The sequence below is a fragment of the Micromonospora sp. 050-3 genome, from assembly GCF_046549335.1.
Lineage (GTDB): Bacteria > Actinomycetota > Actinomycetes > Mycobacteriales > Micromonosporaceae > Micromonospora > Micromonospora trifolii.
In genome coordinates, this window is the sequence record NZ_JAJPVX010000001.1 from 120,577 (window position 1) to 132,756 (window position 12,180).

At 69.5% G+C, this 12,180-nt stretch carries 12 protein-coding genes; 8 read left to right on the plus strand and 4 right to left on the minus strand.

Annotation, left to right across the window (positions count from 1 at the left end; translation table 11 throughout):
* Positions 1-7: 7 nt before the first annotated feature.
* Together ACLJOK_RS00600 and ACLJOK_RS00605 are read right to left on the minus strand one after the other, a co-directional pair.
* A complete protein-coding gene (locus ACLJOK_RS00600) occupies positions 8-1,027 on the minus strand; it encodes a TAXI family TRAP transporter solute-binding subunit (RefSeq protein ID WP_410815450.1) in 1,020 nt (339 codons plus the stop codon).
* Entirely contained in the window at positions 1,024-3,090 is a 2,067-nt protein-coding gene (locus tag ACLJOK_RS00605) for a TRAP transporter permease (protein WP_410815451.1), read from the minus strand. Before ACLJOK_RS00605 ends, ACLJOK_RS00600 begins: the two co-directional genes overlap by 4 nt.
* A 330-nt stretch (positions 3,091-3,420) precedes the next feature.
* Here ACLJOK_RS00605 and ACLJOK_RS00610 point away from each other — a divergent pair, with 330 nt between their 5' ends.
* Entirely contained in the window at positions 3,421-4,353 is a 933-nt protein-coding gene (locus tag ACLJOK_RS00610) for an ABC transporter ATP-binding protein (RefSeq protein WP_410815452.1), read from the plus strand.
* Positions 4,354-4,494: 141 nt separating this feature from the next.
* Positions 4,495-5,034, plus strand: a complete 540-nt coding sequence (locus ACLJOK_RS00615; protein WP_410815453.1) for a hypothetical protein — start codon at positions 4,495-4,497, stop codon at positions 5,032-5,034.
* A gap of 21 nt (positions 5,035-5,055) precedes the next feature.
* Here ACLJOK_RS00615 and ACLJOK_RS00620 read toward each other — a convergent pair whose 3' ends face one another.
* Entirely contained in the window at positions 5,056-5,292 is a 237-nt protein-coding gene (locus tag ACLJOK_RS00620) for a flavin reductase (protein WP_410815454.1), read from the minus strand.
* Positions 5,293-5,564: 272 nt separating this feature from the next.
* Here ACLJOK_RS00620 and ACLJOK_RS00625 point away from each other — a divergent pair, with 272 nt between their 5' ends.
* The 5 genes from ACLJOK_RS00625 (at position 5,565) to ACLJOK_RS00645 (ending at position 9,883) form a co-directional block, all read left to right on the plus strand.
* Positions 5,565-6,353 carry a helix-turn-helix domain-containing protein gene (locus tag ACLJOK_RS00625; RefSeq protein ID WP_410815455.1) on the plus strand — a complete coding sequence of 263 codons (789 nt, stop codon included), beginning with the start codon at positions 5,565-5,567 and terminating at the stop codon, positions 6,351-6,353.
* Positions 6,344-6,535 carry a DUF397 domain-containing protein gene (locus tag ACLJOK_RS00630; RefSeq protein WP_410815457.1) on the plus strand — a complete coding sequence of 64 codons (192 nt, stop codon included), beginning with the start codon at positions 6,344-6,346 and terminating at the stop codon, positions 6,533-6,535. Before ACLJOK_RS00625 ends, ACLJOK_RS00630 begins: the two co-directional genes overlap by 10 nt.
* 591 nt (positions 6,536-7,126) lie before the next feature.
* Positions 7,127-7,915 (plus strand): ABC transporter permease, encoded by a 789-nt coding sequence (locus tag ACLJOK_RS00635; protein ID WP_410815459.1) that lies wholly within the window; start codon positions 7,127-7,129, stop codon positions 7,913-7,915.
* A 68-nt stretch (positions 7,916-7,983) separates the two neighbouring features.
* Entirely contained in the window at positions 7,984-8,793 is an 810-nt protein-coding gene (locus tag ACLJOK_RS00640; RefSeq protein WP_410815460.1) for an ABC transporter permease, read from the plus strand.
* A 61-nt stretch (positions 8,794-8,854) separates the two neighbouring features.
* Positions 8,855-9,883 carry a YihY/virulence factor BrkB family protein gene (locus ACLJOK_RS00645; RefSeq protein ID WP_410815461.1) on the plus strand — a complete coding sequence of 343 codons (1,029 nt, stop codon included), beginning with the start codon at positions 8,855-8,857 and terminating at the stop codon, positions 9,881-9,883.
* Positions 9,884-9,955: 72 nt separating this feature from the next.
* On the opposite strand, the gene ACLJOK_RS00650 is transcribed toward ACLJOK_RS00645, so the two are convergent.
* Positions 9,956-10,429 carry a hypothetical protein gene (locus ACLJOK_RS00650; protein ID WP_410815462.1) on the minus strand — a complete coding sequence of 158 codons (474 nt, stop codon included), beginning with the start codon at positions 10,427-10,429 and terminating at the stop codon, positions 9,956-9,958.
* Positions 10,430-10,974: 545 nt separating this feature from the next.
* Between ACLJOK_RS00650 and ACLJOK_RS00655 the strand changes: the two genes are divergently transcribed.
* Positions 10,975-12,153, plus strand: a complete 1,179-nt coding sequence (locus tag ACLJOK_RS00655) for an ROK family protein (protein ID WP_410815463.1) — start codon at positions 10,975-10,977, stop codon at positions 12,151-12,153.
* Positions 12,154-12,180: the final 27 nt, after the last annotated feature.

Sequence of the window (12,180 nt, forward strand, 5' to 3'; positions counted from 1 at the left end):
GGCCGGGTCAGTTCGCGCCCAGGTCCTTCAGGGCCTTCTCGGCGCCACGGTGCAGCGGCACCGGGTCTGTCTTGCGGGCGGTCTCCAGCGAGATGCCCCGGGCCGCCGGGTTCGCCTGGGCCAGTGTGTCCCGCTTGTCGAAGACCGTCCGGGTGATCGCGCAGGCGACGTTGGCGTCCAGGTCCTTGCGGACCAACAACACGTTGGGTACGACGATGGTCGGGGTGTCGGTCGCCGTCCGGTACGCGTCCCGGCCGATCGTCCCGGCCTGGTAGGCGGGGCTCAACGCTGTCATCTTCGGCAGCAACGGCGAGATGTCGACGAACTTCACCGAGTCGCCGGCGGTGGTGAACAGGTCGGTCAGGCCCCCGGTGGGCAGACCGCCGGACCAGAAGAAACCGTCGACGCTGCCGTCCTTGATCCCCTCGACCGTCTTGGTCAGGTCCAGTCGCTGTGCCCGGATGTCAGTGGCCGGGTCGAGGCCGGCGGCCTCCAACAGTCGGTTGGCGATCACCTCCGTGCCGGACTTCGGTGAACCGGTGGAGATCCGCTTGCCCCGCATGTCAGCCACCGAGGTGATCCCGGAGTCGTTGCGGACCACCACCTGGGTGTAGTTGTCGTAGATGCGGGTCAGCGCCTCCACCGGCTGCGGCGCGGTGAAGCTGCCCTTGCCCTGCACCGCGTTGACCGCCGTGTCGAACAGCGAGAACGCCACGTCGTACTGGCCACCGACCAGTTGCTCGACGTTCTGCACCGAGGCGCCGGTCTCGGCGGCGGTGCCGGTGAGCTTGCCGCCGGTCGCCCCGGACAACTGCCCGGCCAGGGCGTTGCCGACCACGTAGTAGACGCCCGTCGCGTTGCCGGTGGCGATGCCGACGCGGGTCTCCCTGGTCACCTCGCAGGTGACCTCGCTGGCCGCGTCGTCAGTGGCCGCGCCGCCCTGCTGACCCCCGCAGCCCGCGGCACCGACAGTGACGAGGGCGAGCGCGCTCAGGCCCGCCGCGAGCCGTACGTCGATTCGTCTCACAGTTGTTCCTCCAGAGGATTGGCTGGTGATCCGGACGATGACCGGTCGGCGGAGCCGCGTCGGATGAACACACCCGCCGCCGCGACGACGGCCAGCGCCGCGCCGACCGCTACCGGCACGGGTTCGAGCCAGAGCAGTGTGACGCCGGCGAGGGCGCCCAGCACCCGTTCCGGTGCGCCGGCCGGCCCCACGCCGGGCAGCCAGCCACCGGCGGCGACGGCGAGCACCGCCACGCTGAGCGCGGTGACCGCGGCGGCGAAGGCGATCCGCTGGATGCCGCCGATGCCGAGCAGACCGAGCCCGGCCGGCGTGATGACGAACGCGATCGGGATGAGGTACGCCGGTAGCGCGTACCGCAGGGTCTGCCACATGGTCGGCACCAGCCGGCCGCCGGTGACCGCGGCGGCGGCCACCGCGGCGAGCGCGGTCGGTGGTGACACCTCGGACAGCACCGCGAAGTAGAAGACGAACATCGCCGCCGCCGGCGCGGTGACGCCCAGGTCGAGCAGGGCCGGACCGACGATCACCCAACCGATCACGAACGACGCGGTGACCGGCACGGCCAGGCCCAGCAGGGTGAGCGCGACGGCGGCGAGCAGCGCGGTGAGCACCAGCACCAGCGTCGGGTCCGAGGTGGCCGCCTGCGCCCCGCCGATCAGCAGCGCCGCCGCCTGCGGCCCGAGGCCGGTCTTCGTGGTGGTCGCCGTGATGATGCCGGCGGCGGCGCAGACAGCGGTGACGGCGAGGACGCCGCGTACGCCGGTGACGAGCGCTGTCACCAGCCGGCCCGGGGTGAGCCGGTGCGCGCGGTCCTCGTTCTTGGGGGCCAGGAACGACAACGCGACGGTGAGCACGATGGCGAAGACGACAGCCCTGGTCGCGGACACACCGACCGCGAGGAACACGATGATGGCGATCAGCGAGGCGAAGTGATAGCCGAACCGGGCCAGCAGCCGCCAGGGCGAGCCGACGTCGATCACCACGGGGCGTACGCCGGAGCGGCGGGCGTCGATCTCCACAGCCAGCAGGATGCCGAGGTAGTAGAGCACCGTCGGGACCGTTGCCCAGCCCAGCACCTGGAGGTACGAGACGCCCAGGTACTCGGCGATGATGAACGCCGCCGCACCCAGGGTGGGCGGGGAGAGGATGGCGCCCACCCCGGCCGCGGCCAGCATGCCGCCGGCCCTCTCCGGCGGGTAGCCGGCGCGGCGCAGCAGCGGCCAGGTGACCGCGCCGATGCTCACTGTCGTCGCCGCGCCGGAGCCGGAGACGGTGCCGAGCAGGAAACCCGAGGCCACCGCCGTCCGGCCGGCGGCGGTACGCGAGCGCCGGAACGCCGCGGCCGACAGCTCGACGAAGAACCGCCCGGCCCCGGACAGCTCCAGCACCGCGCCGTAGATGGTGAACAGCACGATGTACGAGGCGGCCACGTCGAGTGGTGTGCCGTAGAAGCCGCTGTCGGAGTTGTAGAACGCGTCGACCAGTTGACTGAAGTCGAGCCCGGCGTGCGCGACCGGCCAGGACTGCGGCAGCAACCCGCCGTAGTAGCCGTAGCCGAGGAACAGCAGGCAGACCGCGGGCAGGATCCAACCTGTGGTACGTCGACACGCTTCGAGCAGCAGGAGCAGCAGGACGGTGCCCAGCACCAGATCCGTCGGCGCCAGCAGGCCCTGCCGGTCGAGGAACGCGTTGTAGCCGCCACCACCGCTGCCGATCTGAATCGGCAGGACGGGGTAGAGACAGGCCGCGACCGCCAGGGCCCCCAGGGCCCAGTCGGTCACTGTGGGCCGCGTCGACGCCTGTCGTCGCCGGGTGCGTAGGCGGGCCGGCAGCCGCAGGTCGGCCGGGTAGGCGAGGAAGACCAGCGGGAGTACGCCCGCCAGGAAGATGATCAGGTAATACTTGCTGCCCTGCGACAGGGGGCGGAACACCTGCCACAGGGCGAGAGCGCCCACCGCCAGCGCCGCCGCGGTGAGGAGCAGCCCCGCCGGCCCGGAGAGCACCCGTCCCGGTTTTTCGTCCTCGAACTGGGCGGCCAGGTCCCCAGTCGCCCGCTCGGCCACGCTGGGCTCGCTCGAGTCGGGCTCGCTCGGGTCGGGCTCGGGTCTGCTCGGGTGGGCCCTGCTCGGGTCGGCTTCCGGTCGTGGTCGGGGTGGCCCGGCGCCGGGGCTCACTGCCTGCGCATCAACGGGAGAGTTGGCTGGTCGGGCAGGTAACGGCGAACCATCGGGCGAGCTGATGGGCGACACAAAAGGACGATACACGTCGATTGGCTGACGGGTGGGGCATCGATCGGCGTTTCGCCGCCGGTGGTACGGACACCGGGGTGATCGGCCGGTCGCCGGCGGATATTTGCGTGGAGGGCTGTCGGACCCGACGGTTAGGGTCGGGCGGTGACTCCGGGGCGACCACTGATTCAGGCTCGCGGGCTGGTGAAGCGGTTCGGCGATTTCACCGCCGTGGACGGCATCGACGTCGAGGTGCGCCCGGGTGAGGCGTTCGGCTTCCTCGGGCCCAACGGTGCGGGCAAGTCGTCCACCATGCGGATGATCGGCTGCATCTCCCCACCCAGCGGTGGTGAGCTGCGCATCCTCGACATGGATCCGGTGGCCGACGGGCCGGCGATCCGGGCGCGGCTCGGGGTGTGCCCCCAACTGGACAATCTCGATCCGGAGCTGACCGTCCGGGAAAACCTGACCGTCTACGCCCGCTACTTCGGCATCTCCCGACGGGCGGCCCGGGAGCGCGCCGCCGAGCTGCTCGACTTCGTCCAGCTCACCGAGCGGGCCGACAGCAAGGTCGAGCCGCTGTCCGGTGGAATGAAGCGTCGGTTGACCATCGCCCGCGCGCTGGTAAACGATCCGGAGATCGTGCTGCTCGACGAGCCGACCACCGGGCTGGACCCGCAGGCCCGGCACCTGGTGTGGGAGCGGCTGTTCCGGCTCAAGCAGCAGGGCGTCACGTTGGTGCTCACCACGCACTACATGGACGAGGCCGAGCAGCTCTGTGACCGCCTGGTGGTGATGGACGGCGGCCGGATCGTCGCGGAGGGTTCGCCCCGGGCGTTGATCGCGCAGCACTCGACCCGTGAGGTGGTCGAGTTGCGCTTCGCCGCCGAGTCGCAGGAGCCGAACGCCTGCAAGCTCGACGGGCTGGGGGAGCGGGTCGAGGTGTTGCCCGACCGGGTCCTGCTCTACGTGCCGGACGGCGACGCGGCGGTCGCCGAGGTCACCGCGTTGGGGCTCCAGCCGGCGAACGTGCTGGTCCGGCGCAGCGGCCTGGAGGACGTCTTCCTGCACCTGACCGGCCGCACCCTGGTCGACTGACTGCCCCGAATGATCCACTCGGCTTTCTGGAAGTCGGGGTGATAGGCGGAGCGGACAACCCGATTTCCTGAAACCCGAGTCGATCAAGCGCCGGCCAGGACCGTAGGGTGACGGCGGCCTGTCGTAACCCGGGGGAGTTTCATGTCTGATCTGATGACCGCCAACCGACGTCAGGCCGGGCTCACCGCCCTCTACCTGGGCATCTTCGCGATGGTCTGGTTCAGTGTGCCGGCGGCGGAGCAACCGCTGCGTGCCCTGCTCGTGGTGGGCAGCATCGTCGCACTGCTCACCGCAGTGCTGGGCGGTGTGCTGTCCTCCCGACTGCGGGGTGCCGGCAGCCCCCGGGACCGGGCCGCCGACCGCCCGTACCTGCTCATCGTCGTGGCCGAGTTCGCCGCCGCCGGGCTGGGTGCCGCCGTGCTGGTCGCCGCCAACTGGTCCGAGTACGTTCCGGTGCTGGTCTGCCTGGTGGTCGGTCTGCACTTCTTCCCGCTCGCCCCGCTCCTACGGGATCCGTTGCTTCGCCCCCTCGGTGCCGCGCTGTGCCTGGTGGCGGTGGCGGGCCTCGTCACCGGCCTCGCCTCGGCGGTCTCCGCCGGGCTGGTGGTCGGCATCGGCGCGGGAGTGCTGCTGCTCGCCTACGCCGTGCAGGCGCTGATCCGCGCGTACCGGCCGGCCTGACCCGCTGCCAACGATCACCGCTCAACGGGCTCTGGCCCAGGTGATGAAACGGTCGGTCAGTCGGTCGTGACCGGCCTGGCCGGCGAGGTCCCCGGTCGCCTCGTAGAGCAACGTCGCGAGGTAGATGAGCAGGCCGATCCGGTTCTCGCGGTACTCGCCGAGCAGCGCCAGGCGGGCCGGCGAGCAGGGCCACGCCGCACCGCAGACCCGGCAGCGCCAGGATGGGCGTGCCGCTACGTGTGGGCGGTACCGGGGCATCAGTGCCCACCGCAGTGATGAGCCGACCAGGCGAGTGGCACGAGGGAACCTCCATCGGGTGGGTGGGGAGGGAGCGCCCCGGATCGGGGGTCACGGGACGCTCCCGGCCTGGTTCCGCCCGCCGTCTGGATCCCGTGAGCGGTTCCGCTGCGTGACAGTCTGGTGAGGACCCGACTACGGTGGGAGGTTCCGCACGCCGACGACCAGCGCGTACGGCAATCGGCCCGGCACGGTACGGGAATGTACGGGGGTTGTCCGTGGAGAGTTCGTCCATGCTGGAGCACTTCGCCGAGGAGTTGCGACTGGCCCGGGCCGCCAACGGGATGTCACAGGCCGCGCTGGCCGAGGCGTTGAGCTATTCCGGGGCGCTTGTCGCCAAGGTGGAGACATCCGAGCGCCGGCCAAGTCTGGACTTCGCCCGCCGGTGCGACGCCGTGTTCTCAGCCGACGGTCGGTTCGAACGCATCCAGCGGCGGATCAGCCGGGAGGCCGTCGTGCCGTGGTTCCGCGACTGGGCCGGCATCGAGCAGGAGACCACCGCGCTGCGCTCGTTCGAGCCGCTCTACGTGCCGGGCCTGGTGCAGACCGAGGGTTACGCCCGCGCCATCCTGGCCGGTGCCGGGCTCTTCGCGGCGGACGAGGTCGAGCAGCAGGTGACCGCCCGGCTCGACCGGCAGCACGTGCTCACCCGGGACCGGCCACCGCTGCTCAGCCTGGTCGTCGACGAGTACGCGCTGCGCCGCCACGTCGGCGGGCCGGAGGTGATGCGCGAGCAGTTGCGTCACCTGGTGAAGCTCGGCTCGGCCCTGCCCCGGGTCCGAATCCAGGTCGTGCCGCTGTCGGCCGGTGCGTACGCTGGGCTCGATGGTCCCTTCGTGATCGCCACCACCGCCACCGGTGAGGACGTCGTCTACCTGGACGGGCAGCGCCACGGGCAGGTCATCGACCGCGCCGATTACGTCAGGCAGATGGTCGAGGTGTGGGAGTCGATTCGGGGTGAGGCACTATCGCAGCAGCAGTCCCTCGACCTGATTGCGGAAGTGGCGGAGACATGGAGCTGACCGGCGCCCTGTGGCGCAAGAGCACTCGCAGCAACGGCAGCGGCGGCAACTGCGTGGAGGTTGCCAGCAACCTGCCGGGGCTGGTGGCCGTTCGCGACTCCAAGGACCCGACCGGCCCCGTGCTGGTCTTTCCGCCAGACGCGTGGCGCGCGTTCGTCGGCTCCGACTCCGTCCGCCGGTAGCTAGTGCGGTGACCACGAATCTTCACCGGGTCTATTCTCCGGCTGCTTGATCGGCCGTCCCTACCCATCGAGTCATGTGCTGATCGACGACCTCTCGTACCCGGCGACGGAGGTCCGTGTCGCTCATATCGCCCATCCCCTCGGCCTCTAAGACCGCAGCGGTAAAGCTGTCCGCGTCGCTGGGAGGGGCCTCGCGGAGCCGAAGGTTCTCTTCAGGGGGCAGGCAAAAGCCCAGCTTGATGCACAGCTCGTCGAGGACTCGTCGGACTTCAGAATTCCTGTCATCACGGTGGCCCATGAGGACAGCGTGTCGACTCCTGCCGTGAGTTGCCAATCCTGCCTACGTTTGTGGTCACCGCACTAGCGGCCACGTCGCTTAGATCAACTCGGCTTTTAGGAAGTCGGGGCATCGGGGCGGCTCTGACACCGCGACTTCCTAAAAGTCGAGTCGATCAACGAGCGGGGGGGCACGGTCGGCGCGGCGAAACCGGGGCGACAGGTCAACGGGGTCGTCGTAGGGTGACCGGCGGTCTGTCGTACCCCGGGGGTAGACAGGTCGTGATGGCCGACGCGGTGGGGCGGGGTGATCGGGTGAGTGTGGCGGGATCGGCGCGGTTCCCATGGGTGCCGGCGTACGCGGTGTTCGAGCACTACCTGGTGGGTCTGCGGCGCACCTGGCGGGCCGGGGTGTTCTCCTCGTTCCTGCTGCCGGTGCTGACCGTCCTCGGCTTCGGGGTGGGCGTCGGCGCCTACATCGACCAGGGCGTCGGCGGGGTGCGTTACCTCGACTGGTTGGTCCCCGGGCTGATCGCCTCGACCGCGCTCCAGGTGACCGTCGGTGACTCGACCTGGCCGGTGTTCAGCAACTTCCAGTGGGTCAAGACCTACTTCGCGCAGGGCGCGTCACCGCTGCGGGTGGGAGACATCGTGGCCGGGCACCTGGCCTTCGTGCTGTTCCGGGTGCTCACCACGATTGTGGCGTTCCTGCTGGTCACCGGGCTGTTCGGGGCGTTGCGGTCGCCGTGGGCGGTGGCCACCCTGCCGGTGGTGGCGTTGCTCGGGCTGGCCGTCGCCGCGCCGACCTTCGCGTACGCCGCGTCGGTGTCGAGCGACAGTTGGCTGGCGATGCTCTTCCGGTTTGCGGTCATCCCGATGACGCTCTTCGCCGGGGTGTTCTTCCCGGTCGAGTCGTTGCCCGAGGCGCTGCGCTGGCTGGCGTACGCGACGCCGTTGTGGCACGCAGTGGACCTGTGCCGCGCGGCCACGCTCGGCGTCGCCCCACAGTGGTCGATCGCCGGGCACCTGCTCTACCTGGCCGCCTGGGCGGTCGCCGGCTGGTTGCTGGCGGTGCGCGCGTTCCGTCGCAAGCTCGTCGTGTAACCGAGCAGGCCCGGCAGCCGAGCAAGCAAGAGCGACTCGTCGTCTGAAGAGCAAGCAGAGAGGGTGTCGTGATCACGCTGATCCTGCCCCGGCTGGTCGACGTCTCCGCCGCGTCCCGGCGGTCGGCGTCGGTGATCGGGCGCAACGTCGCGGCGCTGAAGTCGGTCTACTGGCTGCTGCTGCTCTCCGGCTTCGTGGAGCCGCTGCTCTACCTGCTCTCCATCGGGGTGGGCGTCGGCGCGCTGGTCGGCGACCTGCCGCTGCCCGACGGGCGGCTGGTCTCGTACGCCGAGTTCGTGGCCCCGGCGATGCTCGCCTCCTCGGCGATGACCGGGGCGCTCGCGGAGACCACCTTCAACTTCTTCGGCAAGATGAAGTACATGAAGCTGTACGACGGGATGATCGCCACCCCGGTACGGCCGTTCGAGATCGCCGTGGGCGAGTTGGGTTGGGCGATGCTGCGGGGCAGCGCCTATTCGGCGGCGTTTCTCGGGGTGATGGTCGCGCTGGAGTTGACAAGCGTCACCCGCGCGCTGACCGCCCTCCCGGCCGCGGTGCTTGTCGGGTTCGCGTTCGGTGCCCTCGGCATGGCGATCTCCACCTTCATGCGGAGCTGGCAGGATTTCGACCTGATGGGCTCCGCGCAGTTCACGCTCTTCCTCTTCTCCGGCACCTTCGTGCCGGCGCAGGCCTATCCGACGCTGCTGCACTGGCTCGTCGAGATCACCCCGCTGTACCGGTCGGTGCACCTGATCCGGGGGGTCGCGCTGGGCAGTGGTGGTTGGCTCTGGCTGCTCGACGTGCTCTACCTGCTGGCGATGGTGGCGGTCGGCCTGCTGGTGGCTTCTCGCCGAATGGCGAGGTTGCTCTACAAGTAGTGGTTATCCGCGCCCGTCGGCGGGGCATGTCCGGAGGTGACACCGACCAAGAGGAGGGGCGATGGCCTCTGACGAGTCTTCCGCCCAGCGTGAGCGTGAGCGTGATCCCGCCACCACGCCGGTCGGGCCCGACGCGGGCCCGGACAGCCCCACCGACCTGCCCGGCAGTGGCTGGAAGGCGGCGATGCGCCGCACGATCAGCGAATTCCAGGACGACAGCCTGACCGACTGGGCGGCGGCACTGACCTACTACGGGGTGCTGTCCATCTTCCCCGGCCTGCTGGTGCTGATCTCGATCCTCGGTCTGCTCGGCGAGAGCGCCACCGAGGGCGTCAAGGACACCGTCAACCAGGCGGTGCCGAACGACAGCATCCAGAAGATCATCGAGGGCGCGATCGATACCGCCCAGCGGAACGGCGGCCTGGCCAGCGTCGCGGCGATCATCGGTCTGTTGGCAGCGTTCTGGTCCGCGTCCGGCTACATCGGTGCGTTCATGCGTGCCTCGAACACCATCTACGACGTGCCGGAGGGCCGGCCGATCTGGAAGACGCTGCCGATCCGGGCCGGTGTGACAGCGGTGATCGGCGTGCTGCTGCTGGTCTGCGCGGTGATCGTGGTCTTCACCGGCCGGCTGGCCGAATCGGTCGGTGATGTGATCGGGCTCGGGTCGACGGCGGTCGCGGTGTGGGATGTCGCGAAGTGGCCGGTGCTGCTGATCCTGGTCAGCCTGATGTTCGCGATCCTCTACTGGGCCTCGCCGAACGCGCGGCACGGCGGCTTCCGCTGGGTCAGCCCGGGCGGGGTGCTGGCCGTGGTGATCTGGCTGGTGATCTCCGGCCTGTTCGCCTTCTACGTGAGCAACTTCGGCTCGTACGACAAGACGTACGGGACGCTGGCCGGGGTGATCATCTTTCTGGTCTGGCTCTGGCTGAGCAACATCGCGATCCTGCTGGGCGCGGAGTTCGACGCCGAGCTGGAGCGGGGCCGCGCCATCTCAGCCGGCCACGCTGTGGACGACGAGCCGTACGTCGAGCTGCGCGACGACCGCAAGCTCAAGAAGAAGCACAACCAGCGCGGCTCGGTCGATTGAGCCGGTGCGTCCTTGGCCGCCGGACCCGTCCAGGACCCGGCAGCCAAGACGCGCGCATTTAAGAAATAACCGTCAACTGCAGGCTGAAGTGAGGCACCAGCCGTTGAGCGTGACTACTTGCAGGTCATTCACCTTGTGCCAGCCGGGGTAATATTTGTTACCCGCGCTGTCGTAGTAAATGTAACCGCTGGGCACCTGGAATCCGTCGGTGTCCCGGAATTCGTAGTAGTACCTCGAGTCGGATGCGCTGCCCTGCCCGGCCGGCAGCCACATCGTCTTGCTGTTGGTCGGCCAATTGCCGGAGAGCTTGATGGATCGGCCGAGCCGGTTCTTCACCTCGCCGCAGAAGATCCCGGCGGTGCAGTTCCCGAGGGCGCCGAAGTCGCCCTCAGCAGCGCTGGAAGCGGCCTGCCGGACGGGCGCCGCAGCGGCGACACCAAGGTCGGAGCCCTTCGGGGATGGCGCCGCCTGGGCTGCCGATGGCGAGAACAGCGCGACGAACGCTACTGCGGACACGGCCGCGACAAAGCGCGTCGGTCGATTCATTGGGGTCCTTCCCGTCGGGGTGTTCGGGCACGCCAGAACGGTAGGTCATCGCGATTGAGGAATTGCGGTGCGCGACTCGCCCCGTAGCTGTCGATGCCCAGGAACGTTAACGAGCATGTTGATGACTGTCAACGTCCTTGCCAATTGTGGCGACTGTGGAGCCGACGATTCGGGTGGGCCGCGAGCGTCCACCTCGGTGGCGTAATCGCTGCTGAAGCACATCGATACCGATTGACACCGCTGGTGGTCGATGGTGACGACACTCTTCGTCGGATGCGCCCGGAGGTTGGCGTCGCCGCGGTGGGGGTCGGGGCCGGGTTCGTCCGTCGCCTCACCCGGTCCGTGGGTGCCGGTGCGACGAGGGGTGCACAGCGAAGCCGGTCCATCCCGTCGCAAGCTCGACCGAAACTTCTGTCCGTTTGAGCAAAAGTTAGCGTCGAAACAGCCGAAGCTCTGGACAGGCGATCCGACCGCTCTTACTGTGTCGGACACAACACATCGACATTGCGTCGATGTGAACGCTGCCAAAGAAGAGGGGGCCCCGGGTGCGCACCGTCGACCCCCTACACGTGCGCCTGTTGCGACTGCTTCGCGACGAGGGCGCCGTGTCCCGGGCCGAGCTGGGCGACCGGCTCCAGATGCCGCGTCCGCGCATGCTGGCCGAGCTGGATCGCCTGGTGACGCTGGGTTACGTGGCCGAGGCGGGGCTCGCCGCGTCCCGAGGTGGACGTCGCTCGACGCTCGTCGAGCTGAACCCGAAGCTGCGCTTCGCCGCCGTCGACCTCGGTGCCAGTTCGATGGACGTCGAGGTGGTCAACGGCCGCCTCGAACCGGTGGCCCACTACGCCGAGGCGGCCGACATTCGCAGCGGCCCGAAGGTGACCCTGCAACGGGTCAACGAACTGCTGCACAAGGCCCGGGTCGACGGCGCGTACGAGCGACTGGACGCGGTCGGGATCGGCGTACCCGGCCCGGTCAGCTTCCGCGACGGCGTTCCGGTCTCACCACCGATCATGCCGGGCTGGGACCGGTTCCCGGTGCGTGAGCTGCTCAGCCGGGAGCACGGCTGCCCTGCGGTCGTCGACAACGACGTCAACATCATGGCGATCGGCGAGCGGCACGGTGGGGTCGCCCACTCGGTGGACGACTTCCTCTTCGTGAAGATCGGCACCGGCATCGGGTGCGGCATCTACCTCACCGGCGAGGTCTACCGGGGCACCGACGGCTGCGCCGGCGACATCGGCCACATCCAGGTCGACTCGCACGGTCCCATGTGCTCCTGCGGCAACGTCGGCTGCCTGGAGGCGCTGTTCAGCGGCGCCGCGCTGGCCAAGGACGCCGCAGCAGCCGCCCGCAGTGGCACGTCGCCGGCGCTGGCCGAGCGGCTGGCGCTGCGGGGTGTCGTCACCGCGCTGGACGTCGCCGAGGGCGCCGTCGAGGGCGACGTGACCTGCATCCAGTTGATCCGGGACGGCGGACGGCGGGTCGGCGGAGTGCTCGCCGGCCTGGTCAGCTTCACCAACCCGTCCATGATCGTGATCGGTGGCGGGCTGGCCCAGCTGGGCCACATCCTGCTCGCCGAGATCCGCAGTGTGGTCTACCGCCGGTCACTGCCGCTGGCCACCGGCAACCTTCCCGTCGTCCTGTCCGAGCTGGGCGGCCGTGCCGGTGTCACCGGCGCGGCGGTGCTCGCGAGCGACGTCGCCTTCGGGGAAGCCGCATGAAGCTGTTCGAGATTCCGTCGTGAGCGA